The organism is Shewanella hanedai, from assembly GCF_007197645.1.
In the GTDB taxonomy this organism is placed as follows: Bacteria; Pseudomonadota; Gammaproteobacteria; order Enterobacterales; family Shewanellaceae; genus Shewanella; species Shewanella hanedai.
In genome coordinates, this window is record NZ_VKGK01000002.1 from 281,801 (window position 1) to 299,781 (window position 17,981).

The 17,981-nt window shown below is 42.2% G+C and carries 12 protein-coding genes; 6 read left to right on the forward strand and 6 right to left on the reverse strand.

The window, feature by feature from the left end; translation table 11 throughout:
- Positions 1-52: 52 nt before the first annotated feature.
- The gene (locus tag FN961_RS03085; protein WP_143563069.1) at positions 53-2,788 is read right to left on the reverse strand and encodes a glycoside hydrolase family 16 protein; all 2,736 of its coding nucleotides are present in this window, start codon (positions 2,786-2,788) and stop codon (positions 53-55) included.
- A 504-nt stretch (positions 2,789-3,292) separates the two neighbouring features.
- Between FN961_RS03085 and FN961_RS03090 the strand changes: the two genes are divergently transcribed.
- From FN961_RS03090 to FN961_RS03115, 6 genes are all read left to right on the forward strand, one after another.
- Positions 3,293-4,702, forward strand: a complete 1,410-nt coding sequence (locus FN961_RS03090; protein ID WP_143563070.1) for a family 16 glycosylhydrolase — start codon at positions 3,293-3,295, stop codon at positions 4,700-4,702.
- Positions 4,703-4,785: 83 nt separating this feature from the next.
- On the forward strand, positions 4,786-8,244 hold the full coding sequence (locus FN961_RS03095) for a hypothetical protein (RefSeq protein ID WP_143563071.1): 3,459 nt from the start codon (positions 4,786-4,788) through the stop codon (positions 8,242-8,244).
- Between the two features lie 57 nt (positions 8,245-8,301).
- Complete coding sequence (locus FN961_RS03100; protein WP_185972700.1) at positions 8,302-9,189, forward strand: glycoside hydrolase family 17 protein; 888 nt, start codon at positions 8,302-8,304, stop codon at positions 9,187-9,189.
- Complete coding sequence (locus FN961_RS03105) at positions 9,182-10,150, forward strand: glycoside hydrolase family 17 protein (RefSeq protein ID WP_229814606.1); 969 nt, start codon at positions 9,182-9,184, stop codon at positions 10,148-10,150. The genes FN961_RS03100 and FN961_RS03105 overlap by 8 nt, the downstream gene beginning before the upstream one ends.
- Positions 10,151-10,272: 122 nt before the next feature.
- A complete protein-coding gene (locus FN961_RS03110; protein ID WP_143563073.1) occupies positions 10,273-11,436 on the forward strand; it encodes a sensor histidine kinase in 1,164 nt (387 codons plus the stop codon).
- An 8-nt stretch (positions 11,437-11,444) separates the two neighbouring features.
- Positions 11,445-12,266 (forward strand): LytR/AlgR family response regulator transcription factor, encoded by an 822-nt coding sequence (locus tag FN961_RS03115; RefSeq protein WP_143563074.1) that lies wholly within the window; start codon positions 11,445-11,447, stop codon positions 12,264-12,266.
- Positions 12,267-12,445: 179 nt separating this feature from the next.
- On the opposite strand, the gene FN961_RS03120 is transcribed toward FN961_RS03115, so the two are convergent.
- The 5 genes from FN961_RS03120 to arsJ all read right to left on the reverse strand — a co-directional run bounded on the left by FN961_RS03120 (position 12,446) and on the right by arsJ (position 17,959).
- The gene (locus tag FN961_RS03120; protein ID WP_143563075.1) at positions 12,446-12,928 is read right to left on the reverse strand and encodes a hypothetical protein; all 483 of its coding nucleotides are present in this window, start codon (positions 12,926-12,928) and stop codon (positions 12,446-12,448) included.
- 41 nt (positions 12,929-12,969) lie between these two features.
- Complete coding sequence (locus tag FN961_RS03125) at positions 12,970-13,386, reverse strand: hypothetical protein (RefSeq protein WP_143563076.1); 417 nt, start codon at positions 13,384-13,386, stop codon at positions 12,970-12,972.
- A 237-nt stretch (positions 13,387-13,623) separates the two neighbouring features.
- Positions 13,624-13,869 (reverse strand): hypothetical protein, encoded by a 246-nt coding sequence (locus FN961_RS03130; RefSeq protein WP_143563077.1) that lies wholly within the window; start codon positions 13,867-13,869, stop codon positions 13,624-13,626.
- A 465-nt stretch (positions 13,870-14,334) separates the two neighbouring features.
- Complete coding sequence (locus FN961_RS03135) at positions 14,335-16,335, reverse strand: PatA/PatG family cyanobactin maturation protease (protein WP_143563078.1); 2,001 nt, start codon at positions 16,333-16,335, stop codon at positions 14,335-14,337.
- Positions 16,336-16,747: 412 nt separating this feature from the next.
- Positions 16,748-17,959, reverse strand: coding sequence for an organoarsenical effux MFS transporter ArsJ (arsJ, locus tag FN961_RS03140; protein ID WP_143563079.1), 1,212 nt, complete (start codon positions 17,957-17,959; stop codon positions 16,748-16,750).
- Positions 17,960-17,981 lie beyond the last annotated feature (22 nt).

The window sequence follows — 17,981 nt, forward strand, 5'->3', positions numbered from 1 at the left end:
GTTGAACTGGATAAATGCTCTATCCGCATGAAAAATGCACAAGATAACTCTCTTAGGGTGCACTAATCATTGCGTTATCAACTCGGTAAACTGCGCCATTGCCTTTACCCCAATCAGGGAAAATCATGACGACATCAATAGCACTTACATCCAATCCAGCATCAAATAGTGACTGCAGGGAGAAAGTATAGGTCTGCCAAACTCCAGCAACAGGCGACACACCTTCATTACTGGTCGCTAAACCGACCTCAACTGCAGTTCCTCCATTATCTGGCCCACCTGCTGACTCAAGCTTAAATCTCCATGTAGCAGTGGCATCAGATGGTGCAGTTACAAGCTTCATGTCAAACTTAATCACACCCGTTGCAAGCATCGCAGTTGCATCAAAAGGAGCATCGCCGCCGCCATTCGCACTTCTGGTAATAATCCCCATCACGGTTGGTGCTTCGCCTATAGAGAACTGAGCAATACTGCCATGATCGGCATCATCTGTTTCTTCTGTTGGCGTAGAACCACCACAGCAATCCCACAGTGCCCAATCCGTAGCGGTTGTATCTTGATAGAATGTGATCCCAGAAGTAGGAGTCGGGTTTGTAGTCGCATTTGGATTATGAATTTTCACGTTATCGACACGGTAAACAGCGCCATTACCTTTGCCCCAGTCAGGAAAAATCATCAATACATCAATAGCACTAACATCTAACCCAGCATCAAAAAGCGATTTCAGAGAAAAACGATAGGTTTTCCACTCACCGACTGTAGGTGCCGACCCCGCATTACCTGTCGCTAAATCAACTTCTACTGCAGTACCGCCATTATCTGGCCCACCAGCAGATTCAACTTTGAATCGCCATGTTGCACTGCTATCTGAAGGTGCAGACATAAGCTTCACGTCAAACGAGATCACGCCATCCGCTACAATGCTGCTACCATTAAAAGGTTTGTCACTGCCGCCACTTGAACTACGAGTAATAAACCCCATCACAGTTGGTGCTTCACCAATAGTAAATTCAGCCGTAATGCCATGATCAGCATCATCGCTCTCTTCTGTTGGGGTTGAGCCACCACAACAATCCCACATAGGCCAATCAGGATTATAGTTATTCTCAAATATGGTCAGTTCAGGTGACGCAGCACCGCCATCTGGTGAACCAATCATGGCGTTATCGACACGGTAGACAGCTCCCTCTCCCTTGCCCCAGTCAGGAAAAATCATCAATACATCGATTGCACTGAGATCTAAACCGGCATCAAACAAGGCCTGTAGCGGAAAAGTATAGGTTTGCCATTGGCCCGTCACGGGAGCTACACCTTCAGTGCTAGCAGTTAGTGCTAGCTCAACAGCGGTGCCACCAGCATCTTGTCCACCAGCAGCTTCAACTTTAAAGCGCCAAGTCGCACTGCTATCATTCGGTGCCGACGTCACCTTCATATCAAAACGAATCACGCCATCGTCTTTGAGTGTCGATGCGTTATAGGTTGAATCATCGCCACCACTACTGCTTCTGGTGTTAAAGCCCATAACCGTTGGCTGAGAACCAATGGTAAATTCTGCAGTTTCTCCGTGATCAGCATCGTCAGTTTCTACTGTAGGTGTAGAACCTCCGCAGCAGTCCCACATCGGCCAAGATGTATTCTCTGCATCGGCAAAAACAATTAAGTTAGCCGCTGGTTCACCTGTTGGAGGAAGAGGAGGGTTAGGGGCTTTCCCCTCAACCATCGCATCATCTAGGCTATCGTAACCAGGTCGAACGGTTTCACAGCCCTTGCCTGTATTTGGATTAGATGCACATTCATAAACACGCACATAATCAATAGCAAATGTCTGTCCATCAGCAAAAACTGCAGCATCGACACCCGTTTCATTAACCGCTGATGGCCAACTTCCACCAACCGCATAGTTTAAAAGCAGGTGGAATTGTTGATCGTAAGGTGCGCTGCTCCATTGAGTCTCAAGTTCACCAGTAACGATATTGAAGTTTTCAGAAAACCAACCTCTGTGAGTTAAGCCTATCGCTTCATCTTTAGCGTTATATCTTAACTCTGAACTGCGCTGAGTAGCGTAAAGGTAGTTATCGACATACCAACGAATTTCACCTTCTTGCCATTCGATAGCATAGGTATGAAAGTCATCAGCAGGATTGACTGCATCAGGTAATAAGTAAGCTTGACCAGAAGAGCTATTATTAGGCCACACCTTGCCATAATGAAGTGTCCCGTAGACATGTGCTTCAGAGCCTCCTTCAGAAGTGCCTGCTTTTAAGTTAACAGATTCTATAATGTCAATTTCACCTGAACGAGGCCAGCCACCGTAAACTTCATCAGTGGGCAACATCCAAAATGCAGGCCATGAACCTTGACCAGAAGGCAACTTGGCACGCATTTCAAAACGGCCATATTTCCAATCCATGTGATCTTTAGTATTTAATCTTGCAGATGTATAAGGTTTTTGGGAGCCTTCAGGCGCTGTCTTGGCGACAATGTTGAGCATTCCATCTGCAACAAAAGAGTTTTCAGCAGAATCGGTATAGCACTGAAGTTCTTGATTTCCACCTCCACTGCAATCAACTTCATGGGTCCACTTGGTGAGATCGATACTTGCACCATCAAACTCATCATTCCAAACCATTACCCAATCTTGAACGGGCTGCTGCGGATCAACTGAATCAAAATTAGATTCAGTACTCGTATCCCCACCACAACCTCCTAGGCCAGCTAAAACTGCGATTCCCAATGAAATCGAGCCAGTTTTTAGTACTGATCTTTTATAGTTACTTATTGTTTTCATCTATTTCCCCTGAATTAACCCTACTCTATGTTGTAGTAAAGGCATTCCTAACAAAGAGCATTACCTTTATTGACAAATACCACAAACATTTAACCTCGCAATGTAAATGCGTTGAAGTGGTAGGATAAAAAGATGGAATGGACAAAAATTGGCCGAACACGGTAACTCGGCTCCACTGTTCTAATTTGTTTAAAAATCATTCAACCTCAAAATACACGACCAAAACGACCCTAACCCTGCATAACTATACGAAATCATGAAAAATCTGCGCTTAAATGGTCAAAGTATTGCGCATTAAATCCCATAGAACTCAGAGAGTACGGCCTAAATTTAGAACAATGGATTTGTCCCACTCAGCCTAATTCCGCTCCCTTAGTCGCAGCATCAGTCCATTTGAGCTTATTTGAATTGCGTTCAACTATGCGTTCCCTATTGTTAATGTTTTGGTGGTATTCAAACTAAAACTCTTAATCATCACCTTAATTTTTTTAGGTTTAAAACGTAATGAACAAAAAACAGAACTGTGCGCGCTTATTTAAGCTCGCTGTATGCTTATTGTTAATCAATGGTTGCTCTGAAAAAGCACCCGATGGCGAATCGATCGATCAGCCAGTCAATAAACACAAAGCCGAGACATCTGACAAAATCATTAAGTCGGAAGCAGATAACAACTCCCCTATATGGGCCATAAATTTAGGCGGCGCAGAGTACCAAGGTATCAACGGCATTCGATACCAGGCTGATACATTAGCGATTCCGAACGACATGGGTAACATGAGCGATGTATTAGGGACTCAACATCGCTTTTTGTATCAAACATATCGTGTCGGAGATATGCAGATAAGCCGACCAATAGACAACGGGCTTTATGACATCACCTTTATGTTTGCAGAGCCAGATGACATTCCAACAGGTAGTCGAGTATTTAATGTCTTAGCTCAAGGACAACCGGTAATAGAGAAACTAGACATTAGGCAAGCCAGAGATGGCAAACATATTTCAGCCTTATCTAGAACGGTCACCGATGTTGAGGTGACTTCCGGTGTATTGAATATTGAGCTAACCGCCATAAAGGGCCAGCCAATATTGAACGCTATTCTAGCCAATAAAAAGCAACGTAAATCTGAAGAATGGTCACTGGTTTGGAGTGATGAATTTAACTACAGCGGCGCTCCAGATCATACCAAATGGAACCTAGATATTTGGCCTGCTAGAAAGGTCAATGAAGAAGATCAGGCTTACACACATCGACCTGAAAATGTCATCGTTCACGACGGTAACTTAGTCATCACCGCCCTAAAAGAATCCTATTCGGATGCTGAATACACCTCAGCGAGAATACATTCAAAAGGAAAAGGTGACTTTCTGTATGGTCGAGCTGAAATACGCGCAAAATTACCCGCAGGAAGAGGTACTTGGTCAGCGATTTGGATGTTACCAAGCGATCCCTATAAATACGCAACTAATTGTGAGAAGAATGAAGAATGGCAGGGCAGCTCAACCTGCGATGCTTGGCCTAATTCAGGCGAAATAGACATTATGGAACATGTGGGTTTTGACATGCAAAACATACATGGAACGGTACACAATAAAGCGTATTACTGGGTCAACTGGCAACAACGAAAAGGCAGTATTGAAGGAAAGAATGTTGAGCAGGAATTCCACGTTTATGCGATGGAGTGGACACCAGAACAGATCACTATCTTCTTCGATGACACCCCCTATTTTATCTATTCAAACGAATTGACAGGTTGGAAAGCTTGGCCCTTCGATCATCCTTATCACATCATCTTAAACCTTGCTATCGGCGGCATGTGGGGAAGAGCCGGAGGACCAATAGATGACACTATTTTTCCCGTACAGATGGAAGTGGACTACGTCAGAGTATTTCAACAAACCAATAATGGACAATGATCAGCCTTTGAAAACAGATCTCCATTGAGTATTACGTCTTATAAATTTAACAATTAAAGCCTGCTTATCAGGTGGTAAATATCATGAATATAAGTAATCAAGAGCAGCTCCATGTCTCGGGTGAGTTTATTAATATTGGCGATGAACGATTCTACGTCATACGTAATTCCGACAAAATGGCCCCTTTTTTCGTCAGTGTCATTTCAAACAGCGACCACTGGCTATTTGTCTCCTCCACGGGGGGATTAACTGCAGGAAGAGTTTCACCAGAAACCGCCCTATTTCCTTACATCACCGTCGATAAAATTCACGAAAGCAACCTCCACACAGGTAGTAAAACCCTGATTAAAGTGGACGCTGATGATACCTCCCATTACTGGGAGCCATTTAACCAGGAGCATGATCATCTATATGCCCTTACCCGTAATATCTATAAAAATGTCTTGGGTAACAAACTCTGCTTTGAAGAGGTAAACCATGATCTGCAACTGCTTTTCAGATACACCTGGCTCACCAGTGAAAAATATGGGTTTGTGCGTGAATGTGAACTGATTAACCTCTCAGACAATACTGCATCTGTAGAGCTAGTCGATGGATTACAAAATATCCTGCCAGCGGGAACCCCTCGATTTACACAGACCAATTCAAGTAACCTCGTTGATGCTTACAAATGGAGCGAGTTAGATCAGCAAACCAAGCTGGCCTATTTCGCGCTGTATTCAGGCATTACCGACAGAGCTGAACCGAGCGAATCCCTCAAAGCCAATACCGTTTTCTGTCTTGGTTTAGATAATTACAACGCTCTGCTTTCGAATGAACAGCTTAGCGAATTCCGTCGTGGTAATAAGGTAAGCCAAGAGGCGCATAAACGCGGTATTCGTGGCGCCTATCTCATCAATACTCGTCTTGAGATCCCAGCGAAACAATCTCAACATTGGCAGCTAGTCGCCAATATTGAGCAAAGCCAAAGCCAAGTTGTCGCTTTACGTAGTCAGCTGGCTCAGCCGCTTAACATTAAGACCGATATAGCCAGTAACATTAACGCTGGCTCAGATGAATTAGCACGGATCATGGGCGCTGCAGATGCATTTCAAGTCACCGCTCAAGAAGATGTTGCTGTGCATCATTACGCCAATGTTGTGTTCAACATCTTGCGTGGCGGCGCGTTCGATGACCAATATCAGATTTCATTAAACGATTTTGTTACCACGGTGAGTCTCTTTAACCGTGATGTTTTCCAGCGCCACCAGAGCCAACTGCAAAGGCTTCAAGGCCCGCTCGACTTCACCACCTTACTCGCCTATATAAAACAGCTCAACGATCCTCAGTTAGAACGTCTTTGCTATGAATATTTACCGATATCTTTTGGGCGAAGACACGGTGACCCGAGTCGTCCTTGGAATCAGTTCGCCATAAAACTCATTGATGAAAACAACAATAAGCTGCTGACCTATCAGGGTAACTGGCGAGATATCTTCCAAAATTGGGAAGCGCTAACTTTTAGCTATCCTGAGTTTATCGAGAATGTGATCGCCAAGTTCGTCAACGCTTCAACAATGGATGGTTATAACCCATACCGAATCACCAAAGAGGGAATTGATTGGGAAGTTGAAGAGCCAGATGATCCGTGGAGCTACATAGGATATTGGGGCGATCACCAGATAATCTACCTGCAGAAAATGCTAGAGCTATCTAACCAGTTCCACCCTAAGAGGTTAAGCACGCTGCTTTATCGAGATATCTTTAGCTATGCCAATGTGCCTTATCGTATCAATACCTTTGAAGCAATGCTTGAAAACGCTAAAAGTACCGTTACCTATGACGAAGAGCTAGCGACGCAAATCGAACTACGCGTTGGTTTAATGGGGGCTGATGGCAAACTAGTACTCGATGACAACAATCAGGTATACCAAGTTAACTTGCTCGAGAAACTCTTAGTGCCCTTGCTTTGTAAGCTAGGCAACTTAGTCATTGATGGCGGTATTTGGCTCAATACACAGAGACCTGAATGGAATGATGCCAACAACGCACTCGTAGGCCAAGGCTTGTCTATTGTCACCTTATGTTATCTACGTCGATATGTGAGCTTTATACTCGAGTTGCTCGTAAAAGAGACCAAAGCTGTCCCGCTTTCGATAGAGGTCAGCGATTGGTTTGGTGAAACTGCGGCGGCGTTAAATAAGGTCCGCCCGTTACTCAATAACACGCGTTTAAATGCAGAGCAAAGATACGAGTGTTTAGCCGAACTTGGCAAAGCAGCAAGCAACTATCGTCAAGCAATCTATCAAGATTCTCCTTTTTCAGGTAAAAGAGATCACGACATAAGTTCAATCACTCAGCTACTCGAAGATGCGCTCTTTGCGATAGATCACACCATCCACACCAACAAAACAGACTCAGGGCTATATCACGCATACAACTTGCTAGGTCTGCAGCCAAACGCCGTTAGCATCGACTCGTTATATCCCATGCTAGAGGGGCAAGTTGCCGCATTAAGCGCAGGCGTATTGCAGCCAACCGAAGCTATTTCAGTATTAGAAGCCTTATTTGACAGTGATATTTACCGTCCCGATCAGCAAAGCTTCATGCTCTACCCCGATCGTGAACTGCCGTTATTTTTAGAGAAAAATATCGTCCCTAAACAATCGATCATCTCATCGTCACTATTAATGAAAATGATCGAAAGTAAAGATGAGCGAATCATCGTTCAAGACAGTGATGGTGCCTTCCGCTTTAATGCTGAACTGAGCAATGCCAATGATCTCATTAGCCAGCTAGACACGATGTCAATCAAGTTAGGCAGTGAATTAGCGTCAAACAAAGAAGCCATTGTTGAACTCTATGAGTCTGTTTTCAATCACAAAGCCTTTACCGGACGTTCAGGCGGAATGTTTGGTTTTGAAGGATTAGGTTGTATCTATTGGCATATGGTATCGAAACTACTATTAGCTGCGATGGAAAACTTCTTTATTGCGTTACAGCAAGGGGACAAAGAGAGCACTGAGCAACTGGGACAGCTCTATTACCGCATTAGAGGCGGCATTGGTTTTAATAAAAACCCACAAGAATATGGCGCATTCCCTACCGACCCATACTCCCACACGCCAAAAACGGCGGGTGCGCAGCAGCCTGGTATGACAGGGCAAGTTAAAGAGGAGATTTTAGCGCGTTTTGGTGAGTTAGGCATTCGAGTGAGCCATGGTGAAGTGCATTTCCAACCTAATTTACTTCGCCCTTGTGAATTTAATACCGAAGCAAAAGATTTTGACTATTTAGATGTAAACAATCAGTGGCAGAGGATAAAAACTCCCGCTTCAAGTCTAGGGTTTACCTGGTGCCAAGTCCCGATTATTTATGAATTGAACGATAAGGTATCTCCCACCATGACGATTTTATTGCGTGACGGAAGAGAGAAAGTCATTGAAAACGCCACGCTCTCTTCTGATTTCTGTTATGAGTTATTTTTACGCAATGGCAACATTCAGCAGATTAATTTGACACTCAACACAGCTCAACTTTTTACCCAAGGATTGACCGAGTAATGGGCATTTTAGTCATGTTGAACAGATCATTTTTTACAGTATTAAGTGGAGTTAAGAGTGTCTAAAAACTACAACAAATATATGTCATTAGCCGGCGTTAACTTTTCAAACCTTACCACTGAGGAGTTACGAAAGCTGGCAGTCCATATTCTGACAGAAAAGATACACGGTATCTCCTTCAGCCCTTACACCGAAGGTCAAAAGCCTGGCGCAGAAATAACAGAGCAACAGATAAATGATAGATTAGATCTTATCAAAACAAACGTTAACTGGGTTCGCTCTTTTTCCTGCACTGAGGGCAATCAACATACTCCCAAAGTAGCCAAGGAAAATGGCCTAAATACCTTAGTTGGTGTCTGGCTCGACGGTGATTTAGAAAACAATGAAAAAGAGCTTACCAACGCCATTGAAGTGGCTCGTGCAGGCCATGTTGATATTCTCGCTGTGGGTAATGAAGTCTTACTGCGTGGCGAGTTAACTGAAGATGAGTTAATCGCTTACATCAACCGCGCAAAGCAGGCCTTACCAGGTGTAGAAGTCGGCTATGTCGATGCGTATTTCAAATTTGAAGATTATCCCAAAGTAACGGAAGCCTGCGATGTTATTTTGGCTAATTGCTACCCTTTCTGGGAAGGTTGCCCTGCTGATTATTCCCTTCTTTATATGAAAGATATGCACCGCCGTGCAGTAAAAGCGGGGAAAGGTAAACGCGTCATCATTACCGAAACTGGCTGGCCTAATCTAGGTACAGCAGAAAGAGGCGCAGTGCCCTCATTTGATAATGCACTTAAATATTTCATCAATACCTATCTATGGGCTGAAGAAGAATCCATTGAGATCTTCTATTTCTCCTCTTTTGATGAAACCTGGAAAATAGAAGATGAAGGTGATGTCGGCGCCTACTGGGGATTGTGGGATAAAGATGGAAAGCTCAAATATGTTTAATAATGATAACACTACAGGTATTACAACAATGAACTTAGTCCACGGCAATGCAATCTGTTACTCAGGCTATCGCGAAGGGCAAAACCCCGGAGCCGGAGTCTACCCAAGCTATGAAGAGATCAAAGAAGATCTCACTATATTGGCAAAAAACTGGTCCTATTTACGCCTCTACGATTGCGGCCCACATGCTGAAATCGTACTCGATGTGATTCGCAATGAAGCCTTTTCATTCAAAATCATGCTTGGTGCTGATCTAGGTGCTGAAGTTAGCAATCCTAACTGCCCGTGGGATGCCAATTTCGATGCTCAAATTCTTCAACAAAACCACGTCAATAACGTCGCTCAAATCGACAAATTGATACTGTTAGCAAAGCAATATCCAGACATTATTTTTTCAGTGTCTATTGGCAATGAAGCTAGCGTAGAGTGGACAGATCACCTTGTTCCAGTGGAAAGCCTCATTAGTTATGTACGCAAAATTAAAAATGAAATAACACTGCCTGTCACTTTCTGCGAGAACTATGTACCTTGGACTAACAAGCTTGCTCCACTGGTTGCTGAACTCGATTTTTTATCCATCCACACTTATCCAGTTTGGGAATATCAAACTATAGAAAGTGCCCTCGATTACACTAAGCAAAATTACTATTCAGTGGCGAATCAATACCCAGATACTCCGGTGTGCATAACTGAAGCGGGTTGGGCATGTGCGTCAAATGGTCGAGGCATTGAACCATGGAACGCTTCACAAGAGCTGCAAGCCATATACTATGAACAACTCATTGAGTGGACAACACAAGAAAAGATCCTTACCTTTGTTTTTGAAGCCTTTGATGAACAATGGAAAGGCTCATCACACCCTTTAGAGCCAGAAAAGCATTGGGGATTATTCAACTTAGATCGCACCCCTAAACTCGTGATGCAGTCACTATTTCAACCTCAAGAAGAACCAGCGATATAAACTAAACTAGCTATGCTTCAAAATGTTAGTTAGATTTAATACACGAATGGTCTGAAATAAAATACTTGTAGCACTTAACAGCCTTAATTTTGTTAAGTGCTTTTTGCCCAATAAGGCGAAAAATGATGACAGGAAAATGGATTACATCGCACTTAATCACCGATAAAAAAGCACAACTCTGGTGGTTGGTTCTTGGGTACTGGTTCTTTGTCAGTGTCATAAGCCTTTTCACATTAACATTATGGTATGGCGCGATAACGTGGCTTCACATCGGGCACACCATCATCCAATCTGCATTGGGTTTTATCCTCTCATTTCCTCTTTATTTCGCCGTTGTCGCTATTTGGGAACAACCCTTACTGACCAGAGTCAGCAAAAGTATCTTACTCACGCTACTCGTTGCATTAATATGGACCGTGGTCAGGCTCGGCATTTTTATTCAAATGACGACTTTTGAAGATCAATGGAATGATTTTGGTGGCTGGCTTTTTGGCAGTATCTTTATCTTTCTTGGCTTAGTTGGTTTTTTTCATGGCATGAAGTATTTTCAACTTTTACAGTTTAAACATGATGTTATGTTAAAAACTGAAGCAGAAGTAAAAGAACAACAAATTGAAACAATGCGCGCACAAACTGTGGCAAGAGATGCACAGATTAAGATGTTACGTTACCAGCTAAACCCTCACTTTCTGTGCAATACCCTGAACGCTATCAATTCACTGATTGAAATTGAAGAGCCTAAGAAAGCGCAGCGTATGGCCATTCAACTGAGCAAGTTTCTGCGTTATTCATTAGACAATCATCCCAACGCCAAAATCACATTAGAAAACGAACTAAATGCGCTCGATCTGTATCTCGAAATTGAAAAAACACGATTTGGCGATCGTCTTACACTCGATTTTAACGTTGATAAACACTCTTTACACGCCAGTATTCCAAGCTTACTTTTACAGCCTATCATTGAGAATTCAATGAAACACGTGATTGCTAAAAATGAAAATGGTGGCGCTATTAGCTTATTTTCCAACATAATAGATAACCAGCTAGTATTAGAGCTAAGTGATACAGGCTCAAAAACCATAGACAGTAAAATGCTCAAAGGTTCGAAAGGACGAGGCATAGGTTTGCGAAACATAGATGAGCGCCTTAAGGTCCTCTATGGTGATAATTACCTTTTTGAGCTGAATATCATGCCTTCTGGTGGCCTGAAAACGATTATAAAAATCCCTTATGAGCCGCTAGAGCAATCGTCAACAGACAGTCAATCAACATCAGTCAGGACATAAGTCAGAATATGATTAAATTAAGAACCTTAATAGTTGATGATGAACCACTAGCACTGAAATTATTACGTTCAAAGTTAAGCCATATCCCTGAAATAGAGATTGTTGCTCAGTGCAGTAATGGTAGAGAGGCGATTGCCGCCACAATAGAATTCGAGCCTGACCTCATTTTTTTGGACATTCAGATGCCAGGTATTGATGGCTTTGGTGTCATAAAGAAACTTCAAACAGAGATACTGCCCTTAGTCATCTTCACCACTGCATTTGAAAAATATGCCTTAGATGCATTTGATGTTCACGCTGTGGATTATATTTTAAAGCCCATTGATGATGAGCATATACAAAGAGCGGTTTCTCGCGCCATACAACGATTTGAAACCGGTGAGAAACACGATAACAAGCCCCACATTATCGGTGCAATTAACGAAATCGATCTCATCCAACATCGCTCTGAAGCACTCGATGATGAGGTTAAAACTCAAGCCACTAGCATCGATAACGTTGAGCGAAAAATTGTCATAAAAGACAGAGACAATATCACCATCCTTAAACAATCTGATATTGAGTGGGTCGATGCGGCAGGAGACTACGTTTGCATACATACAGATGCTGTGACTCATATCAAACGCAGTACCTTAAAGAGCTTACTTAAAGACTTAGACCCTTCAATCTTTAAGCGAGTGCACAGATCTACCATCGTCAATCTCAACTATATCCAGAAGGTTATTCCACATACCAAAGGCGAGTTTTTTCTTAAACTCGGCGAATATGATCAAGTCAAAGTCAGTCGCAATTATCGAGATGTCATTAAGTCTTTCTTGTCAGAAAGTTAAACACTGTTTGGGTAGTAAGTCATCGATGCTTACTTGTCTGATAAAAAATTTCAAATAACGTTAGATAGTTATCTGCCTTAGCTCCAAAAATTGATGTCCTTTGATTAGACAAATCAGGCAAGTTTAAATAAAAAGTAAAACTTACCTGGTTTTATATCAAACTAATCATCAGACTTTACTTACTGTGCAGTGATGAAGGGATCCCAATTCACAAAATATGATACAGGGTGCAATATCCCAACGGTGACTTTAATTTGTATTTGATATGTTTGAGTTCCAGTATTTAACGCCTGACCAATCCAGTAACTTCCATTAGATTGCTTTACAGGTTGACCCGCAGCACTGAAAACACTGCCTTGCGATATAGTAAAACCTGTTATCTCGACTGTATCTCCTGTTGTTCCGAGTGCGTTTATCGGCACACATTTAAAGCCAATAAGACTGCCCACATTACAACAAGTATGGAGTTCCAGCGTCCCCTCTCCTGAACTGCCATTGGCCTCTTGATTATCCATCATATAGATGCCTTGACTGATATTATTACCATTCTGGCTTGCTACATATGACGTATCAACAGCGATTTCAATTGCGGTTAATGGGTTCAGAGAATTCGCTGTACTTTCTTCTTTCATGACTTTTAAGTTTTCATTTATCATCATCATTATATTATTCCTCTAATTTTTTGATTTATAGAATCAAAAAGTTATTTATTCGAAACTGTTAATACAGGATTAACCGTGGTTGAAATTCCTGTACCACCGGCAGGCTGGGCATTAAAAGTGATTCCATAAGTCGCAGCTCCATTAGCCTGAGCTTGTCCAGTCCACGTGCTCTGATCTACTTGAGTAGGTGTTCCTCCCGCACCAAAAACGGCTGAGTTACTGAAGTTTTGGATAGATAATTCACCATCCCAATTTTTATTCGTATTAAGAACCTGCCAGCAAACTTTTGTATTTGTAGATACATTGGTGTTGAGGTTTACAGTCCCCTCTGCAGAGCTACCGTTGTTGTGGTTACTGTCCACAAGATAGACACCTGTTGTTGATCCATTTTGAAGTGCATTTGTATCTACCCAAATTTGCACGAACACACCACATTCAGATGGTTGAATGTTAGCCATGGTTATTCCCCTTAAATATTTACATTTAAATGATTAAGTTCCGTATATTAAGATGTCTATAAAAAATATATCTCAATATAATTGAAGAACTTTTATTTATATAATAATTTTATATTGCTACGGTTTAATATAATTACACTAGCCAGTATCAATTAACTTTTAAGACATGATGTCAAATACGTTCTATTATATATCGCCTAAAAACTATAACGATGTAATATTAATACTCTATGATACTTAGCAAACAGCCACAGTACCGTTATCTCCTTGCCAGTGATTGGCGACTCTAAAAGCACAACAAGCCGCACAATTGAAACTACCTGGGATGGGTCCATCTAAACTAAAACATTGACCTTGACCAGTATTTTCAGCGCCACATGCTGAAGCCTCTACACCGCTTAACACATTTTTATGGCTACTTACTTCCGATAATGTAAAACCTACATTTCGGTTAATCGGTTGTGATTGTGTTGGAAGAAACATATTAAAATCCTCATTTAATAAGTCTCCCTATATCTGGCGACTTATTAAAAATAAAAAAAGAATAAATCGATATTTAAAAGTATTGATTCTAAATTACAACGTTACGATTCATTCCTTTCAAAACATACTTTACAAAGTTGTTTAGCAAACAGTGCTAGCACATGCTGCAAGACACAGAGCTTTGGGGGTTGGCGCTAAAGCATCGCAACCAAGTTTGCATATAGTGCATGCGAAACCTGATTGCTCAATACCTTGTTCAACGCTAGTCGTACTAACAACATGTGAAACTGGTTGTGCTTGATTTGGTAAATACATAATTTAATCCTCTAAATAGTTACCTCGGGTTGATAACAAAGTTTTTGCTCTATATGAGCACCTTCAAATCATGTCCCCGTTACATGATTTATTCTTTACTTTAGATAAGGTTATTTTCAATTTGACAATAAGCCTCTGTCATTAAAATTATTAATAAACATCCCAGTGACGAACCTTACCCACTGTTACTGGGATCACGCCACTCACATCAACCGTAAAGCGATAAACATGACGTGCCTGTTCTAGACGCTTAGCTGGGTTAAAGAAGCCAAGTTTTACATCCCAGCAATCAGATCCAGGGCGGCAAATAGGGCTACGCTCTACTTCAATTCTGTCCAATTTCATGTCTGCTTGTATCGCTTTTGTATAAGCTTCTGAAACTTGAAAAGCATTGGTTGCTGCGTAGTTCATTGCTCGTTCTTGTGGTGTCGTCCCTAAATTACGAACTTCATAGTAAATACGTTCCAAGAAATTCTGAATGCCCTCAATCTTATTCGCATGTAACTCAGCCTTTTTCTTATCTGTTGGGCACACTCCTGCAATCAACTCAATAAGCTCATTAGTAGACCAGCCATACATGCCACGCAGATCAGGGAATATGAGGGGGACTATTTGTCCATTGAGAAGTGTTTCAGAACCTGAAATTAAACCAGGAACAGACACTCTTTCCATATTATCGTGCAGTTGTGACTTGAGAAGATTCTTGAGTCTATCGAAGGTGTTACTCGCAAAAGGTCCATAAGGCTGTATGGCATAAACCACTGTTGCATCTAAACTTAACGTCCAAATAACATTCGCTGCAGATGCTGGATCAACTTCAAAATAATCTAAAACAGCGATTGGATCGTGAATATTGATCCCAGATATTTGTTGGAAAGCATCTCGCTTTGCTTCCGTTCCAAAATCAAATCCAATCTGGCCTAATGCATAAGCTTTTTCGGGTTCTGCTTTCGCTTGGTTACAACCACAATCGGAAGCTTCGACTTCACTTGCTTGAATGGCTGAAGGCGTAATTGAAATCGGCTCGGGAATAGCAACCTCAGATATGACTTCTTGATTTATAGTGGCATTAGATTCTGTTACACCAGTTTCAGATACCGTAGTATTAGCTAAAGAATTTTCACTCATAATATTTCTCCTTTGATTAATTAGATCACTCGTTGTTCGTATATAAGATGTATTGAGGGCATGATTAACATCGACTTTCGAATTGAATGACGATGGATAAAATTGTGGGGGAATTTTTTGCTGTGAAAGGTTATTTGCAATCTGGATTTTAATGCTCGAATGAGCTGATTTAATATTCAGTCGGCCTCGTAAAACCCGTTGACAGTCAGCCTCCGTTTCACGATTACAACTTTCAGCAGTATCCAATAGGGTCGAGCGTATTTTTTGCGCTGTTGCGTCTACACCATTCTTATGTTGTAAGCTTAATAACAGTGCAGCGATTCCTGAAACAATAGGAGCTGAAAAACTTGTGCCACTGCGTATTACAGTTCCGGACCCAGACTCAGCACCAAGTACATTTTCCCCTAAGGCTAATATCCCATTCTCTTGGTAATTATCTCCCCAATTACTAAATTGCAAAGGCTCGCCATTTTCATCCATTGCACCAACAGTCAAAACAGTCGAAATAGATGCTGGTACATGTAAACAACGGCAGCCATTGTTACCTGCTGCGGCAACCACCATTACCCCGCTATCGATACATTGTTGAATCGCCTTTTCAAGCACAGGTTCAGCACTTCCACTCGATGTTAGCTCACCACCACTGATGTTGATGATGTCGGCACCATGAGCTAAAGCTTGGTTAATTGCTCGTGCTAAATCTAACTGAGAGCAGACACGAGATCCGCCATTTGATGAGGTGTATATAGGAACAATAAGGCCACGGCATTGGGGGGCGATACCAAGTACTTCGCTATCATGTTGAGCAAAAATAACACTGCTAACATGTGTACCGTGTTGAGAGGCAGAATCTAACCCTGCTGGACTTTTTGCTATTGTCTCAACTTCAGTAATATTCGCACCGTCAAAACAAGCGTGTGATAGATCGACTGGACCATCAAGTATCGCGATACAAACCGCTGCATCTCCTTTGGTCTCACTCCATAACTCTTGTAGTCCCGGTAGTTCAGAAATATTACTCATACATCACCTGTTGCTAGCTGAAATGAACGAGGAAGCTACCCCGCCCGAACTAGAAACCAAGATATATTGATGCTACTAAAAATAATATTACAAGGCATTACAACTGAGCCGAAGGCCAATGAGCCTACTTTAAATCCAAAACAAAAGACCTTTACAGCAGAACGTAAAATCGAAGCCGCGCATGACAGACAAGCTTTTTCACAACTTTAATGAGTGTTAATGACAAACATAATGACGAGAACAGCCACTATCATCTATTGAATAAGATGCGTTTTTTACTGTGGTAAATAGAAGAGATTGATGAAGAAAAATAGAGGGGATTGCTGATATCAGTTTACAGGTCGAATCCAGGCAAGAGTTAGCACTAGAACCAGTAAAGTGTCATCAGCTTTTATTACAAAGCGGCTATATTTTACCTTCTTGGTAAATAAACGCTGATCAACGCGGTTAATGCCAACATAGCTGAAGATATCCATAAACAGGCTTCAAGTCCTGCAACTTGAAACACATAGCCAGACAGTAACGTACCTAAAAGACGTCCCATGGCATTGGCCATGTAATAAAATCCAACGTCCATGGAGACTCCATCATCGCTGGCATAACTGACAATCAAGTAACTGTGTAAAGAGGAGTTAATTGCAAACACGCCACCAAAAACCAGCAAACCAATAATCAAGGCCAGTTGCGGTGAAAATGACAAGTTCATCGCGAGCGCGATAAGTGCAGGAATCGCCGTTAACAGGCTCGCCCACAGCAAGGCAGTTCGACCATCAGGGAGTTTACCTTGACGCATCCCTGTCAAACTTGGCGCTATGGTTTGTACAAAGCCATAGGCGATAACCCAGAGAGCCAGAAAACCACCGACATAATAGTGATCCCAACCAAATTCACTGGCCAGATATACTGGCAGAGCAATCACGAACCAGACGTCTCTAGCTGCAAACAGAAACAGTCTTGCCGCCGATAAAATATTGATACTGCGACTTTTAGAAAATATTTCGCTGAACTTAGGTTTACTCTTTGCCTTACCTAAATCCTTTTTCAGCAGAAACAAACTGAGTAACCACACCAGTGCTAACACCAATGCCATACTCCCCACTGCGCCAGTAAAGCCCAATAGTGAAAGCAGTGCACCGCCTAGGAAAAAGCCAGCACCTTTAAGCGCATTTTTAGACCCCGTTAACCGCGCGACCCACACGTAAAGCTTGCCCTGTTCACCTTTGTTTACCAGTAACTTGATCGAACTCTTTGCACTCATCTTATTCAGATCTTTGGCGATCCCAGATAAGCCTTGGGCAGCCATAACCCACACGATGGTCAGCATAGATGTGGGTAATAGCAACATCGACAGCGCGATCACCTGCAGAGCTAAGCCTAAGTTCATGGTGCGATTAAGGCCTATTCTTGCACCTAAATAGCCTCCCGCGAGGTTCGTTACCACACCAAAGATCTCATAAAAGAGAAACAACATGGCAATCGCCATCGGCGTATAACCCAACTGATAAAAGTGCAACACCACCAGCATACGCAGTGCACCATCGGTCAGGGTAAATACCCAATAGTTACCCGTGACAATCAGGTACTGTTTCACTTGTTCAGGCAAAGCCTTAATCTTGGTTAACATCACTCTTCCTAAGTCGATTTTC

What these genes read in the sequence shown, in the direction of transcription:
- FN961_RS03095 (WP_143563071.1), top strand. Translation starts at nt 4,786, where the DNA reads ATGAATATAAGTAATCAAGAGCAGCTCCATGTCTCGGGTGAGTTTATT.
- FN961_RS03130 (WP_143563077.1), bottom strand. Translation starts at nt 13,869, where the DNA reads ATGTTTCTTCCAACACAATCACAACCGATTAACCGAAATGTAGGTTTT.
- FN961_RS03090 (WP_143563070.1), top strand. Translation starts at nt 3,293, where the DNA reads ATGAACAAAAAACAGAACTGTGCGCGCTTATTTAAGCTCGCTGTATGC.
- FN961_RS03115 (WP_143563074.1), top strand. Translation starts at nt 11,445, where the DNA reads ATGATTAAATTAAGAACCTTAATAGTTGATGATGAACCACTAGCACTG.
- arsJ (WP_143563079.1), bottom strand. Translation starts at nt 17,959, where the DNA reads ATGTTAACCAAGATTAAGGCTTTGCCTGAACAAGTGAAACAGTACCTG.
- FN961_RS03110 (WP_143563073.1), top strand. Translation starts at nt 10,273, where the DNA reads ATGATGACAGGAAAATGGATTACATCGCACTTAATCACCGATAAAAAA.
- FN961_RS03085 (WP_143563069.1), bottom strand. Translation starts at nt 2,788, where the DNA reads ATGAAAACAATAAGTAACTATAAAAGATCAGTACTAAAAACTGGCTCG.
- FN961_RS03105 (WP_229814606.1), top strand. Translation starts at nt 9,182, where the DNA reads ATGTTTAATAATGATAACACTACAGGTATTACAACAATGAACTTAGTC.
- FN961_RS03125 (WP_143563076.1), bottom strand. Translation starts at nt 13,386, where the DNA reads ATGGCTAACATTCAACCATCTGAATGTGGTGTGTTCGTGCAAATTTGG.
- FN961_RS03120 (WP_143563075.1), bottom strand. Translation starts at nt 12,928, where the DNA reads ATGATGATGATAAATGAAAACTTAAAAGTCATGAAAGAAGAAAGTACA.
- FN961_RS03135 (WP_143563078.1), bottom strand. Translation starts at nt 16,335, where the DNA reads ATGAGTAATATTTCTGAACTACCGGGACTACAAGAGTTATGGAGTGAG.